At 35.2% G+C, this 20818-nt stretch carries 14 protein-coding genes; 10 read left to right on the top strand and 4 right to left on the bottom strand.

Annotated elements, in window-relative coordinates; translation table 11 throughout:
- The 5 genes from BM383_RS11760 to BM383_RS11740 all read left to right on the top strand — a co-directional run bounded on the left by BM383_RS11760 (position 1) and on the right by BM383_RS11740 (position 8387).
- Positions 1 to 1308, top strand: a complete 1308-nt coding sequence (locus BM383_RS11760) for a peptidoglycan DD-metalloendopeptidase family protein (RefSeq protein WP_093025334.1) — start codon at positions 1 to 3, stop codon at positions 1306 to 1308.
- Complete coding sequence (pgi, locus tag BM383_RS11755; RefSeq protein ID WP_093025333.1) at positions 1289 to 2926, top strand: glucose-6-phosphate isomerase; 1638 nt, start codon at positions 1289 to 1291, stop codon at positions 2924 to 2926. Before BM383_RS11760 ends, pgi begins: the two co-directional genes overlap by 20 nt.
- A 163-nt stretch (positions 2927 to 3089) precedes the next feature.
- Positions 3090 to 5741, top strand: coding sequence for a TonB-dependent receptor (locus BM383_RS11750; RefSeq protein ID WP_093025332.1), 2652 nt, complete (start codon positions 3090 to 3092; stop codon positions 5739 to 5741).
- 106 nt (positions 5742 to 5847) lie between these two features.
- Positions 5848 to 7617 carry a MutS-related protein gene (locus tag BM383_RS11745; protein WP_093025331.1) on the top strand — a complete coding sequence of 590 codons (1770 nt, stop codon included), beginning with the start codon at positions 5848 to 5850 and terminating at the stop codon, positions 7615 to 7617.
- A complete protein-coding gene (locus tag BM383_RS11740; RefSeq protein WP_093025375.1) occupies positions 7614 to 8387 on the top strand; it encodes an amidohydrolase in 774 nt (257 codons plus the stop codon). The genes BM383_RS11745 and BM383_RS11740 overlap by 4 nt, the downstream gene beginning before the upstream one ends.
- Here BM383_RS11740 and BM383_RS11735 read toward each other — a convergent pair.
- From BM383_RS11735 to BM383_RS11725, 3 genes are all read right to left on the bottom strand, one after another.
- Positions 8384 to 9955 carry an Ig-like domain-containing domain gene (locus BM383_RS11735; protein WP_245766577.1) on the bottom strand — a complete coding sequence of 524 codons (1572 nt, stop codon included), beginning with the start codon at positions 9953 to 9955 and terminating at the stop codon, positions 8384 to 8386. The genes BM383_RS11740 and BM383_RS11735 overlap by 4 nt on opposite strands.
- A gap of 90 nt (positions 9956 to 10045) precedes the next feature.
- Positions 10046 to 10732, bottom strand: a complete 687-nt coding sequence (locus BM383_RS11730) for a ComF family protein (protein WP_093025329.1) — start codon at positions 10730 to 10732, stop codon at positions 10046 to 10048.
- Between the two features lie 79 nt (positions 10733 to 10811).
- Positions 10812 to 12644 (bottom strand): TonB-dependent receptor plug domain-containing protein, encoded by a 1833-nt coding sequence (locus tag BM383_RS11725; protein ID WP_093025328.1) that lies wholly within the window; start codon positions 12642 to 12644, stop codon positions 10812 to 10814.
- A gap of 351 nt (positions 12645 to 12995) precedes the next feature.
- On the opposite strand from BM383_RS11725, the gene BM383_RS11720 reads away from it, so the two are divergent.
- The 5 genes from BM383_RS11720 (at position 12996) to BM383_RS11700 (ending at position 17347) form a co-directional block, all read left to right on the top strand.
- Positions 12996 to 13502, top strand: a complete 507-nt coding sequence (locus tag BM383_RS11720; RefSeq protein WP_093025327.1) for a DUF2975 domain-containing protein — start codon at positions 12996 to 12998, stop codon at positions 13500 to 13502.
- Positions 13503 to 13504: 2 nt separating this feature from the next.
- Positions 13505 to 13717: a helix-turn-helix domain-containing protein gene (locus tag BM383_RS11715; protein WP_093025326.1), complete on the top strand. Its 213-nt coding sequence runs from the start codon at positions 13505 to 13507 to the stop codon at positions 13715 to 13717.
- A gap of 66 nt (positions 13718 to 13783) precedes the next feature.
- The gene (nhaA, locus tag BM383_RS11710) at positions 13784 to 15124 is read left to right on the top strand and encodes a Na+/H+ antiporter NhaA (RefSeq protein WP_093025325.1); all 1341 of its coding nucleotides are present in this window, start codon (positions 13784 to 13786) and stop codon (positions 15122 to 15124) included.
- Between the two features lie 151 nt (positions 15125 to 15275).
- Entirely contained in the window at positions 15276 to 16715 is a 1440-nt protein-coding gene (locus tag BM383_RS11705; RefSeq protein WP_093025324.1) for a catalase, read from the top strand.
- 152 nt (positions 16716 to 16867) lie between these two features.
- Positions 16868 to 17347: an ankyrin repeat domain-containing protein gene (locus BM383_RS11700; protein ID WP_093025323.1), complete on the top strand. Its 480-nt coding sequence runs from the start codon at positions 16868 to 16870 to the stop codon at positions 17345 to 17347.
- Here the strand turns inward: BM383_RS11700 and BM383_RS11695 are convergent.
- On the bottom strand, positions 17344 to 20760 hold the full coding sequence (locus BM383_RS11695; protein WP_093025322.1) for a hypothetical protein: 3417 nt from the start codon (positions 20758 to 20760) through the stop codon (positions 17344 to 17346). The genes BM383_RS11700 and BM383_RS11695 overlap by 4 nt on opposite strands.
- Between the last annotated feature and the right edge of the window lie 58 nt (positions 20761 to 20818).

Raw genomic sequence — 20818 nt, 5'->3', positions numbered from 1 at the left:
ATGAAGAGAATTTTTCTTTTAGGGCTTTTAGTAATGAGTTTTGTTGCATGTGACAACAAACAAAAATCAAATAATGAGGAAGAGCAAGAAGTTGCGATAGTTGAGCCTAAAGAAATAACACCCTTGATGGAGTTTGGATTTAACCTAAACGATTATGTAGTTGTAAAAGATACGATTCGTCAAGGTGATAGTTTTGGTGAATTATTAGCTAAAAATCATATTGGGTATCCACGTGTGTATGAAATAGCAAATAAGTCGAGAGATAGTTTTGATATTCGTAGACTTCAAATAGGAAAACCGTATACCATTCTTTGTTCTAAAGATTCTTTACAGCAAGCACAATGTTTTATTTACCAGCCAAATAGTATAGACTATGTAGTACTGAGTTTTCAAGATTCAATACTTACGTATCGAGATAAAAAACCAGTAACCTCCATAGAAAAAAGAGTTTCTGGGGTTATCAACGAAAATAGTTCGCTTTCTCAAACATTGTTAGAGGCTGGTGTTGGTTATGATGTGGCAGAGCAAATGGCGCGTATTTATGACTACACCATTGATTTCTTCGCACTTCAAAAAGGAGATAAGTTTAAATTGGTGTACGATGAAAAATTCATAGATGATACTATCTATGCAGGAGCATCTAGAATCAAAGGAGCTTTGTTTGAGCATAAGGGAGTAGAGTTTTATGCGTTTGATTTTGAAACAAATCCAAAGAACGGTTTAAGAGGTTATTATGATGAAAATGCCAAGGAGATGAAGCGTTTTTTCCTTAAAGCTCCATTAGATATTTTCAGAATTACATCAAGATATTCACCACGAAGATTTCACCCTGTACAAAAAAGATGGAAGGCACATAAAGGAACCGATTATGCTGCGCCAAAGGGAACTCCAATTCGTGTAACAGCAAGCGGAACCGTAATTAAATCTAGTTATACAGCAGGGAATGGTAACTATGTAAAAGTAAAACATAACAATACATACACAACCCAATATTTGCACATGAGTAAACGAATTGCAAAAGTAGGGCAGTATGTGAAGCAAGGCGATATTATAGGATTGGTAGGAAGTACAGGTTTGGCAACAGGTCCACACGTTTGTTACCGTTTCTGGAAAAATGGTAGACAAGTAGATCCGTTGAGAGAGGTAATGCCGCCAGCTGACCCGTTAGATGAAAAACTAAAAGAAAAGTTCTTTGCCAAAATGAAACCGTTGAAAACAAGATTGGATAAAATTCCTTACGATGATTTCATTGACGGTGAAGACGAACTTGTAACAGAAAATACGAGCAATGGCATTAAAAACAATTAATCCGACTACTACAGAGGCTTGGAAAAAACTTCAGGCACATTTTGAAACTGTTAAAGATCTTCAGGTAAAAGATCTATTTAAAGCAGATGCCGAAAGAGCTAATAAATTCACCCTAAAACAAGGTGAATTTTATTATGATTATTCTAAAAACAGAATTACAGATGAAACTATTTCTTTATTAATATCATTAGCTAAAGAAGTAGGTTTTGAAGAAGCTGTAGAAAAATATTTTACAGGAGACCATATCAACCAAACGGAAGATAGAGCAGTATTGCACACAGCACTAAGAGCAGATAAAAATGCTGAAATCTTAGTGTATGGTGTTAATGTAGTTCCAGAAGTGTTTGAGGTTAGAGAGAAAATCAAAGGATTTTCAGAAAAAGTAATCAGTGGGGAACTAAAGGGATATACAGGAAAAGCTTTTACTGATGTAGTAAACATTGGTATTGGTGGTTCAGATCTTGGTCCTGCTATGGTTACCCAAGCACTTCAGTATTATAAAAATCAATTAAATGTACACTTTGTAAGTAATGTAGATGGAGACCATGTACATGAAACCATTGCTACATTAGATCCTGAAACTACATTGTTTGTTATTGTTTCTAAAACATTCACTACTCAGGAAACATTGAGCAACGCAACCACGATTAAAAATTGGTTTTTGAAGCATGCAACACAAGAAGATGTAGCAAAACATTTTGTAGCGGTTTCTACCAATTTAGAGAAAATTGCAGAATTTGGTATTGCAGATGATAACGTTTTCCCAATGTGGGATTGGGTTGGTGGTCGTTTTTCACTTTGGAGCGCTGTAGGACTTTCTATTAGCTTAGCAGTTGGTTATAATAACTATGAAGCACTTTTAGACGGTGCAAAAGAAATGGATGATCATTTTAGAACTGCAAAAGCAGAAGAAAATGTACCATTGATTTTAGGATTGTTAACTGTTTGGTACAACAATTTCTTTGGAGCAGAAAGTGAAGCTATTATTCCTTATACTCAATATTTAGCTAGATTTTCAGCGTATCTTCAACAAGGTATTATGGAAAGTAACGGAAAAGGTGTGGATAGAGCAGGAAATCCTGTAGATTACCAAACCGGAACCATTATTTGGGGTGAACCAGGGACCAACTCGCAGCATGCATTTTTCCAATTGATTCATCAAGGAACTAAAGTGATTCCTACAGATTTTATTGGCTTCATAAATTCTTTACATGAAGATAAAGATCATCACGATAAATTAATGGCCAATTTCTTTGCACAAACCGAAGCGCTATTGAATGGTAAAACAAAAGAGCAAGTGGTAGCGGAGTTTGAAGCAAAAGGAGTAAGCAAGGACGAATATGAGTCTTTGGTAAACTTCAAAATGTTTACAGGAAACCGTCCAACTACTACTATTTTGGGCGATAAGTTATCTCCAAAATCTCTTGGGAATTTGATTGCTTTGTATGAGCACAGAATCTTTGTTCAAGGATTGGTTTGGAACATTTTTAGTTATGACCAATGGGGAGTAGAATTAGGGAAACAATTAGCTAGCGGAATCTTAAAAGATATCACTTCTGGTGAGATTTCAGAACATGACAGTTCTACTGTTAATCTTTTGAAGATTTACAAGGGTTAATTTTAAAATATTGTCAATTAGATGGGGTTATAGTTATTATATTATAACCCTTTTTTTGTGTCTAGTTTTTTATATTTGGTAGTGTTAAAATATTTAACATTCCCTTAATATTGGATAACATTTTTAACACCAATTTTGTCACGCTTAATTAAACTAAAAACACATGAAAGCAATTAAAAATTTAATTTTGACAGCGGCATTCTTGCTAGTCTGTGCAGTTGGTTTTTCTCAGGTTACTGGTACTGTTGTGGATGGACAGTCTGGTACACCGCTTCCAGGTGCTAGTGTAATGGTTAAAGGTACTAATAATGGTACTTCTACCGATTTTGATGGTAAGTTTACTATCTCTGCTAGTAATCCAGGAACTTTAGTAATTACGTATGTTGGGTTTATTACTAAAGAAGTTACTTTTTCAAGTACAAAAGCTAATTTAGGAACAATTTCTATTCAGCCAAATGCTGAAGAATTAGAAGGTGTTGTTGTAATTGGTAGTGGGGTTATCGATTTAGAAAATGATAGACAAACACCTATCGCAGTTTCTACTATTGGTGCTTCTGAAATTCAAGCAAGAGCAGTAGGTAACGTAGAGTTTCCTGAAATTATGAAAAACACTCCTAACGTGTATGTTTCTAACCAATCTGGTGGTTTTGGGGAAGCTCAAATGAGTGTTCGTGGATTTGGACAAAGCAACACCGCGTTTCTATTGAACGGACAGCCAATCAATGGTATGGAAGATGGTAACATGTATTGGTCTAACTGGTCAGGTTTGGCAGATATCGCTAATGCAGTACAGGTACAAAGAGGTTTAGGTTCCTCTAAATTAGCTATTTCTTCTGTTGGTGGTACTGTAAACATCGTAACCAAAGCAACAGATCTTAAAGAAGGTGGTTATGTAAGAGCTATGGTAGGTAATGATAGTTTCTTTAAAGGAACTGCTACATACAACACAGGACTAAATGATAAGGGTTGGGGATTCTCTTTCTTATTAGATTATTGGCAAGCACATTCTTCTTGGGCAGATGGTACCAAAGGACAAGGTCAAAACTATTTCTTTTCAGTAGGTAAGAAAATTGGAGACAAGCATACACTGAATTTCTTATTGATCGGAGCTCCTCAATATCATGATCAAAACTATTCTAAGGCTCTTACTACATCTTATAGAAATGATGGAACAATTAATTACCCAGGGTATGATATCATGGGGATTAAGGGGAACTCTAACTATGGTTTCTTAAATGGAGAGTATTTATCAATGAGAAGAAATTATTACCATAAACCAGTAATGAACTTAAACTGGGATTATAATATTTCTGAAACAAGTTTACTATCTGTAGTAGGTTATGCATCTTTCGGTAGAGGTGGTGGAACAGGAACTTACGGTAGTGGTGTAAACTATTTAGGAACAACTTATGGTGGCCAGTATGGTGGTTACACAGCTAATGGTAATATAAACTGGGATGGAATTTATGCTCAAAACCAAGCAGCAGGTATTTCAGACGGATTTAATAGTACAATTTTAAGATCCTCTGTGAATAATCATGCTTGGTATGGTACAGTAGCTAATTATGAAAATAATGATCTAGAAAACTGGACTTTCAATGTTGGAGCAGATATTCGTTTCTACAAAGGAGATCACTTCCGTCAAATTACAGATTTATTAGGAACTACAGGTAGAGTAAGTGACTTAGTCCCAACATCTGGAAATATCATTACTAATACTTTTGATGCTGATCCATGGGCTGCTTTATTCAACTATGCAGATGAAGGTGATAGAATTGACTATGACTATTCTGAAAATATTAATTATCAAGGAGTTTTTGGCCAAGTAGAATACCATGATGATGCATTTTCTGTATTTGCTCAGGCAGCTGTTTCTAATCAATCTTATCAAAGAGAAGATCGTGGTAATTTCGAGGTGCCAAGAGAATCTTATACTATTTTAAAGACTGGATACAATGTAAAAGGTGGTGGTTCTTATAATATCGCTGAAAATCATAAAGTATATGCTAATATTGGTAAATATTCTCGTCAACCATTCTTAGATAATGTATATCCAAGTTATGATGATAATACTCTATTATCTGATCCTGAGGTTAGCAATGAAGAAATCTTTGGGTTAGAAGCAGGTTATAGCTTCTCTACTTCAGATTTTAATCTAAACATCAATGCTTATTTAACACAATGGGATAATCGTTTCTTTTCTAACTCAGGAACATATGATTTAGATGGAGATGGTGTTGATGAAATCGCTAATGCAACTTTCTTATTCACTAATATTTCTCAATTACACCAAGGTTTAGAGCTTGATTTCAAATATACTCCAACTTTAGCTTGGATGTTAAGAGGTTACGCTACTATTGGTGATTGGAGATACAACGGAGAATCTCCTGTGATTATCAGAAATAATGATACAGCAGAAAATATTGATAACTTAAACGTAGACTTAGATGGTACAAGAGTTGGTACTGCACCACAAGCTTCTTTAGGTTTAGGAACTTCTTATAGTATTATTCAGAATAAGTTAAAGGTAAATGCAGACTGGAATTATTATAATAACTTCTATGGTTTTGTAGATGTAGAAGATGTTTCTGATTCAGGTTTAGTAGGAGGTACTTATCAGCCAGAACACCTTAAGCCTTACTCTTTAATTGATTTAGGAGCTTCTTATAAGTTTATGTTAGGTGAAAACGACTTATCATTAAATGCAAACGTTTATAATGTATTAGATCATACATATATTAATCAAGCAGATTCTTATGGTTACTTCTACGGTAGAGGTAGAACTTGGAACTTCTCAGTTAAATATAGATTCTAAGAATAGAAGAGTTAACTCTTAATATTTTAAAGCCCGCTGAATTCAGCGGGCTTTTTTATTTTATAACGTGACGGATTTTAGTATTTTTCAGCGTTATTTATACACTATGAAACAAAGCGAAACGTACTATCAAGATAATATAGCAAAATATACAGACGAGATTCAAGCCGTGAACAAAAAACTATCCCGTCTCAGTATTATTCGGTTGGTAGTTTTTTTAATTACTGCCGCGGCCGTATATTTTTTATGGGGAGAATGGAAGTGGCTTATACTTGCTGTGGTTCTAGGTCTAGGGATTTTGTTGAAGCTGGTTGCGCGTTATGCAGATATTAAAGAACGAAAGAAATTTTTGGAAGCGGTATTAGCATTGAATGAAAAAGAAATAAGCATTGCAAATGGAGTATTTCAAAATGAACCTACCGGAGAGGAATTTAAAGATCCGAAACACTTTTTTAGCCTGGATATCGATTTATTTGGACTAGGTTCGTTCTTTCAGTTTATGAACCGAACATCGCTTAGAGAAGGAACCTTAAAACTAGTTTCGCTACTTACTGCCAACAATATTGAAGGGATTACCGAAAAGCAGGAAACCATTCAGGAATTAGCCGATAAACCCGACTTTAGACAGCGCTATACAGCCGCGGCTTCGCTGATTGAAATAGAGACGCCTATTCAGCAAATAGAAGATTGGATCAAAAACTATCAACCGTTTACCAAATCATATTTTAAAGCTATTTCTATTGGTTTTGGAGTCATTTCCTCTACGTTGGCCATCTTAGCTATGCTTGATGTTCTTCCTAGTTCTTATGTTGGTTATTGGATGTTTTTCGGTTTATTAATAGTTGGGCGGTTTGTCAAAAAAGTAAATGAACTTTCAGAAAAAACAGATAAGGCAAAAGAAGTTTTCAGGCAATATGCACATCTTTTGGCTTATATTGAAAATGAAACTTTTCAAACAAGCGTGCTTAAAGCACAGCAAAAGAAAATTGGTTCAGAAACTAAGAAGGCATCTGAGTTATTCAAAGAGTTTTCAAAAGCACTGGATTCGCTTGACAATCGTAGTAATCTTGTTGGAGCATTAGCCGGGAATGGATTCTTTTTAATGGACTTAAAAAATAGCCGACGTATTGAAGAGTGGATTACTGAAAACAAAGAAAAAGTACATCATTGGTTTGAGGTAATTGCATGGTTTGATGCATATAATTCATTGGGGAATTTTAGCTTCAATCATGCCGATTATGTGTATCCGCAGTTAGTAAGTTCCGGTGGCTGTATTCAAGCAGAAGAATTGGGACATCCTTTGCTCAAAACTGAAAAACGTGTTGATAATTCCATTGATATGGATGAGCAACAATTCTTTATTATCACGGGTGCAAACATGGCTGGGAAAAGTACTTTTTTACGGACTGTTTCGCTTCATATTGTCATGGCGAACGTTGGACTTCCTGTTTGTGCAAAAAGCAGTAAATACAAGCCAATTAAGCTTATAACAAGTATGCGAACAAGCGATTCACTTACAGATGATAGTTCGTATTTCTTTGCAGAGCTTACTCGCCTTAAATACATTGTTGATGCGTTGCAAACAGATACTTATTTTATCATTTTAGATGAGATATTGAAAGGAACCAATAGTACCGATAAGGCAATTGGATCTAAAAAGTTTGTGGAGAAATTAGTAGCTTCTCATGCAACTGGAATCATTGCTACGCACGATCTTAGTTTGTGTGAGATGGAGCAAAATCTTCAGGAAGTGAAAAACTATTATTTTGATGCTGAAATAATTGATGATGAATTACATTTTGACTACCGCTTCAAAAAAGGAATTTGTCAGAATATGAATGCTTCTTTCCTATTGAAAAAAATGCAAATTGTATGATGAATTCCCTGAAAATAGCGATTGTACAAACTGATTTGATTTGGGAAGCTCCTCAAAAGAATTTGGAAAATTTGTATGCGAAGATCAGCAATGCAGAGAAGGCAGATGTTTATGTTTTGCCTGAAATGTTTACAACGGGTTTTACGATGAATGCCAAGCAATTTGCAGAAAGCATGGAAGGGGTTTCAGTAGCTTGGATGAAGAACTTGGCTAGAGAAAAGCAATCCGTTATTTGTGGAAGTCTAATTATTAACGAAGAAGAAAACTATTATAATAGATTTGTGTGGGTTTTGCCTAGTGGTGAAGTTTCTTCTTATAACAAGCGACATACGTTTACATTGGCTGGTGAACACAAAGTCTATCAGAAAGGAGAAGAGCTTCTTCTTTTAGACTATAAAGGCTGGAAAATTTGTCCGTTAATTTGTTACGATCTTCGCTTTCCGGTGTGGGCTCGGAATACAAAAGAATACGATGTTTTGTTATACGTAGCCAATTGGCCTCAGAAAAGAATCCAAGCTTGGGACGCTCTACTCAAGGCAAGAGCCATAGAAAATATGAGCTATGTAGTAGGAGTGAACAGAGTTGGAAAAGATGGAAATCAAATTCCATACAATGGTCATTCGGCTATTTACAATGAGCTAGGTGAACAGCTTATCTTTTCAGAAAAAGAAGAAATACTGATGTATACGTTAGAAAAATCAACCTTAGAAGCTTCACGAAATCACTTTAAATTTCTTGATGACCAAGATGATTTTTCCATACATATTTAGTTAAGAATAAACTGCTGTTCAAACTCCCAGTTTGCACGTAATTCTATAGATTCTGGATAGTAGAACATACGTTCCGGTTGTATCTTTTCAAAGTAATCTCCTGTATCCCATTTCTTGTTTCCGTTGGTGTCATAGATCACTCTAAGGAAATAGGTTGATGGTTCTATGCTTGAAAAATAGAAGGTGTTTTCTTCCGTGGCTGCAAATTGTTCTTCTTTTACATTTCCATTTTTGTCAGTTAACTGAACGATGATTGGAAAACTTTTTACGCCTTGTAATTTCACTATAATAGTTCCGTAGTCAGTATATTTTTTTTGTTTGAAACTATACTGAAGCGTGTCATTTGTTTTTTCAAACATATCCTTTACCGTTCCCGGGAGTAGTTGCAAAATATAACGCTGGTTTTCTTTGGTTTCAAAGTCAAACGTAACTTCGTTTAAATATTTATCTAAAGATGTGCTAAAAGGTACAGCAACTGAATCTTGATTTATCAATTTAATGGAATCATTATTCACTGTTGATAAAGGTGTATTGGCTGCAATTTTAAACCTCTTGTTGGGAGGAATAGCTCCTTTAAAGTTAGGAGTTACTTTCAGAGAATCGTTGTAAAGTTCTTTAATCCTTACTGTAAATGTATCTATAAACTGTTCATTTTTTGCTACGGTGAAAATCAATGAATCTGCCTCAAAAGGTGTAAACCAATAGTGAAGTGTGTCAATTTCTTTATCAGGTATAATTCTAGATGTAAAGTCGTCTGGTTTGTCCGAAAGTAAGTTTATTTTCATTCCGGTACTATCGCCTTCATATCCAAAAACTATACGATTTTTTGCTACTAAGGCTGGTTTTGTTGCACGGTAATTCAAAACTTCTTTGAACAGACTTAATTCATAAGTGGTATCTGTAGGAACTGTAATTACATCTTCATAAAAAGCCAACTTATCGGTTTGTCTGTTGTACATATAATTAGGACTCTCCTCTTTTAAAGCAATGAGCTTATACTTTCCAGGTTTTACATTGGTAATTTCAAAAGCGGTAGTACTATCCAATGTATTGGTAATATAAGTAGGTTTTACGTTGTAAATAGTAGAATCATTAAACTCTTCGTTGTAGTCGTAAAGCATTACATTTACATAGGGGGCAGCTTCTTTGTTATAAGCGTCGCGAATACGACCTTCAACTTTCAGCGTGTCTATATAATCTCCGGTTGAAAAAATGTATTTGAAAAAAGGATATGGATTTCCTTCATGATTGTCTTGAACACTTTGCCCAAAGTTGATCACGTAGGTTGTATTGGGTTGTAGCGTATCTGTAATTTCTATATCAAGATATTTAGAAGCACTTCCTTGAGGCGTAATGGTTGGAGCAGGATCCATTGGAGGTGAAACAATCAATTGCTTTTGAAGATCATTAAGCTTAATGTATTCATCAAAAGTAAGTCGAATATGTTTTGATTTGAAATTGGTGGTTTCCTGCTTTGGTTCAGCAGACAAAAGTACCGGTGGGTCTTCATCTTCGGGACCTCCCGATGGAGTTCCTCTTTTAGCACAATCGGCTAATATTAAAATCAAAAAAACAGCGAGTAGTGTTCTTATTAAAAAGTGTCTCATTCCAAGATATCAATAGATTGCAAAATAACAACTAATTTATGAATTCTGAAATCAAACTGTGAAGGCAATTGATACTACCGAAACCTTTACATTTATATCTTTCTGCAAGGCTTTTACACAATTTTCAATGGTTGCTCCGGTGGTAATCACATCGTCTACCAAAAGAATGTGCTTCCCTTCTATGTTATGTTCAGTATTTTTTTTGAAAATTTCTTTTCGGTATTGCCGCAACCATTTATTTTTAAAAGTTTGCGTTTGGGTATACTTAACTCTTAGTAAAATATCTTCTTCAAAATTAGTCTGTAAAGCCTTTGCAATTTCTTTGCCAAAACCACTTACTTGATTGTATCCTCTTTTCTTTAGTTTTCTTGGGTGAAGCGGAACAGGAATTACGCAATCTATTTGTTGGTAAAATGGACTTTCTTTGAGTATGGAACCATACCATTTACCCAAGTAAATGCCCAAATCTTCCTTTCCTTTGTATTTAAGATTGTGAATCAAATGTTGCACAATATCTGCTTTCCTGAAAAGTAACATGGCACTAGCATGTTCTAAATTGCAAATCCCGTAGAAGTTCTTTACTGCTATATTTTCAGGGTCTAAATGAAAATCTGTGGGAGCTAATTGATGTCTACATTTGGTACAGATCAGTTGTTCGTTGGTGGCTAACGGAGCATCACATCCTGAACAGATTTCAGGAAAGAATAATTGGATGGTATTTTTAACTAGCGGTAGCATTGCTTTTAAAAATACGATAAAAAATAGAAATCTCCCTGATTATCAAATAATCAGAGAGATTTCTAGTATGTAAGGCGAATTATTTGAAGTTGTATGTAAACCCAAATAGTACATTCCCTTTTGGCATTGGCACCAAATTGGTCTCGGTATATGCTGTATTAAATATATTATTGGCAATTACAGAGAACTCAATAGCATTCAAAGTATACGTGGCTGAAGCATCTACCAAATTATAAGATTGACCAGAGGTTCTTTCTACGTATTTATAAATGATACTGTGCGTTAAATTTTTGATGAATTGTGCACTGTACGTTCCTGTAAAGTGATGTTTCATAGAGTTTATGGAATATTGCGAATAATCTAGTGACAGGTTTTTTACATCATCATTCAAATACATATACCCAATTTTCATCTGTTGTGCATAATCATTGACTTTAAATGCATATGATACTTCTGTTTCTATTCCTTTTGTATCTACATCTCTTATGTTTTGTGCTTGCCAAAGATCTGCTTCATTCTCCTTTACGTAATCAATCAAATGTTGTGCACTTCTATTAAAAACGGCAACGGATGCATTCAAATGTTCTCCAAAAAACTTTAAACCAACTTCTTGAGAAAAGGCTTCTTCTGTATCTAAGTTTGCATTTCCCATTGTGGTTCCAGAGGTGTAATACAAATCAGTATACGTGGGTACTCGGTACGTGTAACCCACATTTGCATAGGCTTTAAAAGCATCGGAAACTTGGTAACCAAGATCAATTCCCGGAAATGCATGAAATTTAAAATCAGAAAAATAATTTACAGCAACACCAGGTGTAATGTCTAATTTTTCATTGAGGAGATTAAATTGATGTTCCAAAAATACATTGGTCATAAATCTATTGTACTCGCCCAAATTGTTACTGGAAATGTATATCTGAGCTACATCCACACCAAAACCGGTTACCCCAAGTTTAGATTTGTACGATGCATTTACTTCTGCTCCAACTTTATTGGTGATGTGCATATTTCTGTATCCATCAGGATTACTTCTGGTGTACAAATACATGTCTTGGTTACGTCTCCAGTAAGCTCTTGGTTTAAAGGTTAAGTTTCCTTTTTCAATAATGGAAGAAATACCCACCAAACTTGCTTGTGTTTCTTCGTATTGTTCAGTTGCAGTTGGAGTAGCATAAAAGCCATTCGCTCCAAATTTGCGTTCAGCCAACGTGGCTAACACATTAATTGGGGTGTGTTTTTTATTGAATGTACTTTTTAGAAAATACGTTTGATTGTCATAATCGGTGTTATGCCTGTAACCTTCAGATGTTTGTCTCGTATAATTGATGATATGCGAAGAACTTTCCAAATTACTTCCAACAGTTACTTCAGCATTTTTTTGATGGAAAGAACCCGTTTCTACTTTGGCTTTCACCATATTTTCAGGATTCTTTTTGGTAACAATATTCACAGCTCCTGTAAAAGCATTTTGACCGAATACACGGGCTGCAGGCCCTTTTATAATTTCAATTCGTTCTATAACATCAATAGGTAACGCAAGGTTTAACGTATGATGTCCCGTTTGCACATCTTCCACCTTAATACCATCGATCAACAAAAGAGTTTGATCAAAACTACCGCCGCGGATATACAAATCTGCTTGCGATCCGCTTAAACCTCTTCTACGAATATCCACTCCGGCAATTTGTTGCAAAACGCCTACTACAGTGGTTGCGCCACTTTTTTTAATGTCTTCTGAAGTAATAACCGTAATGGTTCTTGAATTTTCAGGAAATGGTAAATCAATTCGTGATGATGAAACAACTACTTCATCCAATTGTTCCTGATTTTCCTTGATGTTGTTTTCGTCTTGAGCAGTTCCCAGAAATACTGAGAAGATTGCCATTCCTAAACAGAAAGTATATTTTTTCATTAGTTAGATTCTTTGAGTTTCCTTAAAAAAGAAAACCTTTTCGGATTCTTATAAATTTTAGGGGGCTAAAATACATAATGATAAATTTTTGGGGATATGGATTTCGGTATTAATTGAATAACGTTGCCGTAAAAAGTTAAAATTTATTTTTAATCAATTAAAAATTATTGTTTTTCGATAATATTTTTTAATATTGAACTGTTCAAATTAATGAACATAAAAAAAAAAAGAATAGCACATTGAATGTACCGTTTTAGATATTTTTCTTTTTTGCTTACAAGAGAAGCATTTTTATTATTGAGATAAGTCTAGAGTGGTAAATCAAATTATTAAACTAAAAAGAATGCTACCATGAAAACCAAATTATTTAAGGATGTACTAGATGTATTTTTAATATTTACTTCTTTGATTTGTTTTATTTTGATTATCGTATCACCTTTCAATGCGTTAGAGCTCAAAGTGAATGGAGATAATTACAAAGGTCTAGAAGGTGTACCTTGGTTTACTTGGGGAGTAATTATTATGAATACCATAGCTTATATGTTTTTTTTCAGAGGAATTCTATTTCTCAGAAAAGCTTCTCGTTTTATGAATTCTAAGAATATTTTTAAAAATGAATTAGAATCTTACTTAAAGAAAGCTGGTTTCGCAATTTTATTATGCGGAGGATTGTTGTGGGTGGCTTCAGCACTTACTTGGATGTTTTTTACAATTTTCAAGTCAACCACTTCCTTAGCAGTGTCTGAAGATACAATGTTTGTATTTATTCTAATTATCTTCGGCTTATTCCTAATGATCCAATCAGATTTTATGAAGAGAGCTAACCAGCTAAAAGAAGAAAACGATTTAACTATTTAGAAATGCCCATAGAAGTTAATTTAGATGTGATGCTTGCCAAGCGAAAAATGAAGAGTATAGAGTTGGCAGAAGCTATTGGAATTACCGTTACCAACCTTTCTATTTTGAAGACAGGAAAGGCAAAAGCCATTCGTTTTTCTACTTTAGAAGCTATTTGCGAAGTGCTCGAATGTGAGCCCGGAGATATTTTAGCATATAAAAAAGACTTAATCTAAAAATGATGTTAATCATGTCGTCCTAGCTTTTGTCTTTTGTAAATTAGTAGCAAACAAAAGTTTATAATGAGTAAAATACTTAAGCCGGTAGATAGCTTCATGAAATCTTCCAATGCGGGTAGTTTTCTATTGCTATTTGCTACAGCGTTAGCGCTAATAATTGCCAATTCCCCTTGGAGTGAAATTTATACTGAATTTTTAAATAGTGAGTTCACTTTTGGATTTCTAGAAAAAGGAATAGAACTTACAGAGCCATTTTATCTATGGATTAATGATGGATTAATGGCTATTTTCTTTTTTCACGTTGGGCTAGAAATTAAACGAGAAATTCTTGACGGTGAACTTACCACCATCCAAAAAGCATCGCTACCTGTAATAGCAGCTTTAGGTGGAGTTGTTATACCAATTATCATTTATGTTGTTTTAAATTCTGATGCCGAAACGGCGAAGGGTTGGGGAGTTCCCATGGCCACAGACATTGCTTTTTCTTTAGGTATTTTGCAGCTTTTTGGTAAACGCGTGCCATTAGGATTAAAAGTGTTTTTAACTGCATTTGCTATTGTAGATGATCTTGCTGCAGTCATTGTCATCGCTATTTTTTACGGTGGAGATATTCAATGGGATTTGCTTTTGTATGCAGGAATTATTTTAGGTTTTATGGCTTTTCTTGGAGTTAAAAATTATTTTTCAAGATATATCTTCTTTCCGCTGAGTGTGGTCGTTTGGATATTTTTCCTTAAATCTGGGATTCATCCAACCATTGCGGGTGTATTATTAGCATTTACCATTCCGGCAACCAGAAGAACCACGTTAGACAATTTTTTCGATAATATTAAAAATTCGGTTCAGAGTTTTGTACAAGAAAAAGAACACGTTAGTAAGCATCATATTTTAAAAAAGGAACAAGTACATGCGGCGAAAGACATCAAAAAGGCTTCGGAAATGATCAATTCGCCATTACAGAAAATTGAAAATGATCTTCATCCTTGGGTAACATTTTTTATTATGCCAGTATTTGCATTTGCAAATGCCGGAGTTAATTTTAGTTCAGATGCTGAATTGGATGTTCCATTGATGATACATATTGCTGTTGCGTTAATCGTTGGTAAATCGGTTGGTATTTCTCTAGCGTCATGGCTTTCTGTAAAAACAGGAATTGCCAAATTACCAAAAGGAGTGAAATTCAAGCATATCATTGGCGCAGGTTTTTTAGGTGGATTAGGTTTCACCATGTCACTGTTTATAGCTAATTTGGCTTTTACAGATCCGGCAGCATTAAGCTCTGCAAAAATTGGTATTCTTGGAGGTTCTTTTATCGCCTGTGTTATAGGCTATATCATCTTGAAAATCATTTTGAATAAAGATGAAAAGAAAGCAGAAGTTTTGGAAAAGGTTGTAAAGCCTTAAAATAATGTGAAAAGTATAATTTAAACCCTTCTTTTATGAAGGGTTTTTAATTTTATAAGGTGTAGTTATTGTTAAATAGAATATAATTATTGGTGTGTGAGATTTTATAGCATTATCTTATGGTATATTTGAAAAACAAAATTTAAACGCCATGAGTTCGAAAAAATTGACTACCACCGCCGGTGCACCGGTACCAAGTAATCAGAAATCTTTAACAGCAGGAGACAGAGGTCCTGTACTTTTGCAGGATTACCAATTATTAGAAAAACTTGCTCACCAAAATAGAGAGCGAATCCCAGAGCGTGTTGTTCACGCTAAAGGTTGGGGCGCTTTTGGGACATTGACCATTACCAATGATATTTCAAAATATACATGTGCTAAAATATTTTCTGAAGTAGGAAAGAAAACAGAAATGTTAGCGCGTTTTTCAACAGTTGCCGGTGAAATGGGAGCTGCCGATGCAGAGCGCGATGTACGTGGTTTTGCATTAAAATTTTACACCGAAGAAGGAAATTGGGATTTAGTAGGAAATAACACTCCAGTATTTTTTATTAAAGACGGATATAAATTTCCAGATTTCATTAGAACACAAAAAAGACACCCTAGAACCAATTTGCGATCTGCTACTGCCATGTGGGATTTTTGGTCATCAGTTCCTGAAAGCTTACATCAGGTTACCATCTTAATGTCTGATAGAGGATTGCCAAAATCACCAATGCACATGAATGGTTACGGATCGCATACGTTCTCTTTTTGGAATAATGAAGGCGAGCGCTACTGGGTGAAATTTCATTTCAAAACACAACAAGGTCATGAGTTTTTAACCAATGAAGAAGCTAAAAAAGTAGTTGGAGAAACTCGTGAATCTTATCAAGAGCAATTGTTTGGATCTATAGAAGAAGGTAAATTTCCAAAATGGAAATTGATGGTTCAAATTATGCCGGAAGAAGATGCTACAAAAACGCCTTACAACCCCTTTGACCTCACAAGAGTATGGCCGCATGCCGATTATCCGCTTATTGAAGTTGGAGAAATGGAATTGAACAAAAACCCAGATAATTATTTTCAGTATATTGAAAATGCAGCCTTTTCACCTTCCAATGTAGTACCTGGCATTAGTTGGTCACCAGATAAGGTTCTTCAGTCAAGAATTTTCTCTTACGCAGATGCACACCGTTACCGTTTAGGTACGCATTATGAAGCGCTACCTGCAAACACGCCAAAAACGGAAGTGAATCATTATCATAAAGATGGTTCTATGCGTTTCTTTGATAACAATTCCGGAAATCCTGATGCGTATTACGAGCCAAACTCTTTTGGTGGACCTGTAGAAGTGCCGGAAGCTAAAGAGCCGCCAATGAAAATCTCAGGAGATATTCAACGTTACGAAGATCAAGATGAAGTAGGGGATTTTAAACAACCAGGTGATTTGTTTAGAATGTTTAATGACGAGCAAAAGGCACGTTTGTTCTCTAATATAGCTGAAGCTATGGAAGGCGTACCTTCAGAAATTGTAGAGCGTCAATTAAAGCATTTTGATGCTGCAGATCCTGCATATGGCGCTGGAGTAAGAAAAGCTTTGGGACTATAATATAAATTGTATTAAGAACAATCCCGGTATTTCAATAATTTGATCATTTGATTTTTCTCCTCCCAGTGAAATTTCAAATCTGAAACATGGTCTGGTGTCATACCTCTAAGAAATTATATTGATTGCCGGGATTATCTTTTTAAAAAATTGCTATGGAAAATACCTTAATTGATAAATATTTTAATGCCATAAGAAATGGCGATGTTGAAAAAGTAGCCAATTTGGTTGATGTACAACCAGAGTTGGTAAACGTTAGAGATCAGCGTGGTTCTACTCCACTTATTTTAGCAGCGTACTACGACCAACTTGGAGTGGTAAAAGTGCTTGTGGAAAATGGAGCAGATGTTGATGCAAAAGATGCTTCTGGTAACACGGCCATGATGGGAGCTTGCTTCAAGGGCTACAAAGATGTGGTTGCTTACTTAATTGATAAGGGAGCTAACGTTAACGAAACCAATTCTAACGGAGCAACAGCACTTGTTTATGCGGCTACTTTCAATAACAAAGAAATTCTCATGCTTTTGCTCAACAATAATGCTGATAAAACTATTCAAGATGTACGTGGAAATACCGCAGAGACGCAAGCAAAATTGCAAGGGTTGAATGAAATTGTAGAAATTCTACAGAGTTAAAAATAGGCTTTTAATTGTACCGTTCCGGTGTGAATTGTTTTTGAGTCTTCCGATTTTCTTCCGAAGTAAGACACATTTAAATCTAGAAACTTGGTGAGTTGCTTTTGCGCAATGAGTGTCCATGTAAAGTTGTTTCCGGTTTGTAATCCTTCCAAAATTTGATAGCCAACCGGAGAATATGCATTTCCTTCAAAATTATTTTTAAAATAGTTGAACTCTCCGTTCAATGAAACTTTTTGCATATTCGCATAGCTAAAAGATGCTCCAATATTGTGTTGCTGTAAACTGCCTTCTCCAATTTGATTTTGCTTGTTTTCGAACTGATAAAAGAGATCAAACTTACTGTTCAAATTGAATAAATAACTGATTTTTGGATTAAAAGCATACGAATCTATATCGTAATTTCTGCTTTCATAATTCTCAGAAGCGCTGGTGGTTTCTGAAGTATTTCCGTCAAAATTCATTAACCAAAAGTCATTAAAGCGATGCGCAAATTTTAATTGATGACTTTTCACACCACTTTCTTGCGATCCAATAGCCAAAAGTGTTTTTGCTTTGGTATTTACAAACGTGTACGATGTGGTAAAATGTTGCTTTCCTCGGTTAAAGAAAAATGTATTTTGAATAGATTGATTTAAACCTAATACTTCATCATCTGGAGTTCCTCCAAATGGATTTAAATTGAAATTACTGCCTTCTCGAGTAATTTTTCGATCTATCAAAAAAGAAGTTTGATTGTAAAAATGGCGCAAAACATCTTTCAATTTTGATGTGTCTTGTTGCCAAATTCCCGGATTTAACGATAAGGTTTGGCTAAATTTATTTTGATGGGTCTTCTGATAAATTTGGTTGGCCAACAATACCCGAACGTATGTTGCCTGATCTTGATATTGCGCAACTTCAAATTCATCCAATTCCTGAATTCCATTTTCGTTATAATCATTCCAAGTGTAGGTTCCTTGCCCGGCATCCACTTCTACATAGGCAAATTCTTGCATAGCGATAGTTCCGGCATTGGTTTCGTACGTGGTGTTCCATTGCGCTAAACCTTTCCAAAGACGTTGACTGTAGATAATTCTTGAGTTTAATGAATTTTCGTCCTCGGTATCTTCATCTTCATAATCAAAATTTCTAAAACTTACGAAAGCACCCAATTGTGTATTTTGATTCTGAATTAATTGAGAATTGATGTAATATGTATTACTGGTGTTGAATTTTGTTAACTCATTAGATCGAATACTATCGTTTACCCGAAATTTATAGCCAACTTCGGCGAAAACATTGGTGCTATCGCCAATTCCTGTAAAGATTTTATATTCCTGAAAACGCTGGGAAACATCGGTCAATGTTTGTGTTTCCTGCTCGGTTTGTTGATTGTTTTCAAAATTGAGCTGCGCTCCAATCCAATTTTTCGGAAAACTGTAGGAAATGGTGTTGTAGCTTCTGGCAAATGTCGATTCGTTTTCAATTCCGTTACTTTTTAGATAGCTTGATGAGGTTATGAAATTAAATTTATCAGGATGTAAGGCTGCGGTAACCACATGTCTTCCACCATGTGAATATCCCGAAAAATCTAAATATTCAAATCGGTATTGGGCAGTTCCTGTTTGTGGATTTTGGTATGTTAATCCGGTTTTCACCAAACTCTGATTGCTTTCCGGAGTAGTTTCAAGATTCCAATCTCTATTAAATTCAATATTGTAAATACGTTCTATACTTTGAAAATTTTCAGAGATATAATCTACATCTGCAAAAGCTGTTAGGCTATTTGTTTTAGCGAGTATTTGCTGTTGTACACTTATTTTGGCAGCCGCTCCCGTATTGTTTTGATCGTCAATTTCTGAAAACAAGTTTTCATCGTTGTTACTCATCGCCGTTTCAAACTGAATATTTGTTTTTTCGGTAGGTTTGTAGGCTCCATTCAATACAGCAACCTGAGTTTTTGTAGGTGCGTTAATGGTGGTTATGGGTTCATAATTTCCCTGCGGAACACCTGCAACGGGTGCAACATATTCAAAGACTTTTCCGGCTGCTAAAGTGGTACTCAAAACATAATTTCCTTGATTGGCTCCAACCAATGTGAAGGTTACATTGTACAAACTTGCGGTTTCATCTGTGGAAAATGCGTAGTATTCCGTTCCGCTTTCAGTGATTTTTTCATACTGAATTCTATTTTCATCGTAGGTAGCTTCTACTGCAGAAGGAGCGGTCATTAAATCAGTATCGTCTCCTGCCTGCTGCAAAATAGCGACTTGTTCTTCGGAAAGATTTTCTTGGACAGGTCTGTTTTTAGCATCAGATTCAGCATAAACATAACCGTTTAAGTTTAATTTTTCTGAAGTATGTTTCACTCCGCCGTACGTAACATAGCGGGTGTAATTGTTATCGGTATATTGATATTCTACTTTGATACGCATATCTGAAGTTACAGGATATTTGCTGGTAAAGGTTAATTCGCCAGAGGAATAATCCATCACATAATCATTGTTTTCTCCTCGTGTTAACAACGTTCCGTTTACATAAACACGCTCACTTCCGGAAACAATTAAAATATACAATTCATCATTAGATCCTGTTAATTTATAAGGTCCTTGGTTTCCTTCTTCTCCTGTAAAACTGGTGTTGGTATATCGACCACGAACCACAGCGCCTGATGCAAAAACTTCGGTTGTACTTTCTCTGTTGGGAGTGAGATTGGCGTCTATTAAAATTCCCTGAACCTTTTTGGTAAAGTTCATAAAATAGGTTTCGGAGTTTTGTAGGTTGATATCACCTGCGCGAATATTCCAGTTTTTGCTGGCGAGTTCAATAAATATTTGATCGAATTCTTCCAGCCGTTGGGAATATCCACTTTCCTGGATTGGGATGTTGGCATCTTTGATAGAAGCTCTCAGTGTAATATCATTGGCCAACTGTCCTGAAATTTGCAAGTCGAGCTGAGAATTTACCACGGCGTTTTGATTGTTACCAACAGTAATTCCTCTAGAAATACTTCCGGAAGTATTTAATCCGTCAAAAAGATCTATGGTAGTTTTCGTTTCTTGTTGCTGAAGTGAATACAGCTTATTGAGTTTATCATTGTTGTTCACAATAACGCTTGGATCAATGGCTGAATATACTTTGGTAATAAATTCAGGATACTTCAAATAATAAATAGTGATTACCGTATTGTTTTGCAAAACACTATCGGATAACGTTAGCTTCGCTTCCTGAAAATTTATGTTGTAAAGATTTTCTGGAATGATTTGATCTTTCAGTGTTCTAATTTCAAAATAGGTGTTGTTTATAGCAACGGAATCAATTTGAATTTCCTTCTGAACCACTACTTTTTTAATTCGGTAATTCGATGAAATTTCCTGCGCCTGTAGCCAACAGCCGGTAAATAGAAGGAAAAAGGTGAACAGGTTTTTCATCAGTCTTACAACAGAAATCTTAACAAAATATTTTCAAAAGGTATCGAAAATAAAATTT

The sequence above is a fragment of the Pustulibacterium marinum genome (genome assembly GCF_900116665.1).
Lineage (GTDB): Bacteria > Bacteroidota > Bacteroidia > Flavobacteriales > Flavobacteriaceae > Pustulibacterium > Pustulibacterium marinum.
Note: the sequence above shows the minus strand (reverse complement) of the source record. Positions and strands in the feature narration are given on the sequence as shown.

What these genes read in the sequence shown, in the direction of transcription:
- BM383_RS11730 (WP_093025329.1), bottom strand. Translation starts at nt 10,732, where the DNA reads ATGCTACCGCTAGTTAAAAATACCATCCAATTATTCTTTCCTGAAATC.
- BM383_RS11725 (WP_093025328.1), bottom strand. Translation starts at nt 12,644, where the DNA reads ATGAAAAAATATACTTTCTGTTTAGGAATGGCAATCTTCTCAGTATTT.
- BM383_RS11700 (WP_093025323.1), top strand. Translation starts at nt 16,868, where the DNA reads ATGGAAAATACCTTAATTGATAAATATTTTAATGCCATAAGAAATGGC.
- nhaA (WP_093025325.1), top strand. Translation starts at nt 13,784, where the DNA reads ATGAGTAAAATACTTAAGCCGGTAGATAGCTTCATGAAATCTTCCAAT.
- BM383_RS11720 (WP_093025327.1), top strand. Translation starts at nt 12,996, where the DNA reads ATGAAAACCAAATTATTTAAGGATGTACTAGATGTATTTTTAATATTT.
- BM383_RS11695 (WP_093025322.1), bottom strand. Translation starts at nt 20,760, where the DNA reads ATGAAAAACCTGTTCACCTTTTTCCTTCTATTTACCGGCTGTTGGCTA.
- BM383_RS11705 (WP_093025324.1), top strand. Translation starts at nt 15,276, where the DNA reads ATGAGTTCGAAAAAATTGACTACCACCGCCGGTGCACCGGTACCAAGT.
- BM383_RS11740 (WP_093025375.1), top strand. Translation starts at nt 7,614, where the DNA reads ATGATGAATTCCCTGAAAATAGCGATTGTACAAACTGATTTGATTTGG.
- BM383_RS11750 (WP_093025332.1), top strand. Translation starts at nt 3,090, where the DNA reads ATGAAAGCAATTAAAAATTTAATTTTGACAGCGGCATTCTTGCTAGTC.
- BM383_RS11760 (WP_093025334.1), top strand. Translation starts at nt 1, where the DNA reads ATGAAGAGAATTTTTCTTTTAGGGCTTTTAGTAATGAGTTTTGTTGCA.
- BM383_RS11715 (WP_093025326.1), top strand. Translation starts at nt 13,505, where the DNA reads ATGCCCATAGAAGTTAATTTAGATGTGATGCTTGCCAAGCGAAAAATG.
- pgi (WP_093025333.1), top strand. Translation starts at nt 1,289, where the DNA reads ATGGCATTAAAAACAATTAATCCGACTACTACAGAGGCTTGGAAAAAA.
- BM383_RS11745 (WP_093025331.1), top strand. Translation starts at nt 5,848, where the DNA reads ATGAAACAAAGCGAAACGTACTATCAAGATAATATAGCAAAATATACA.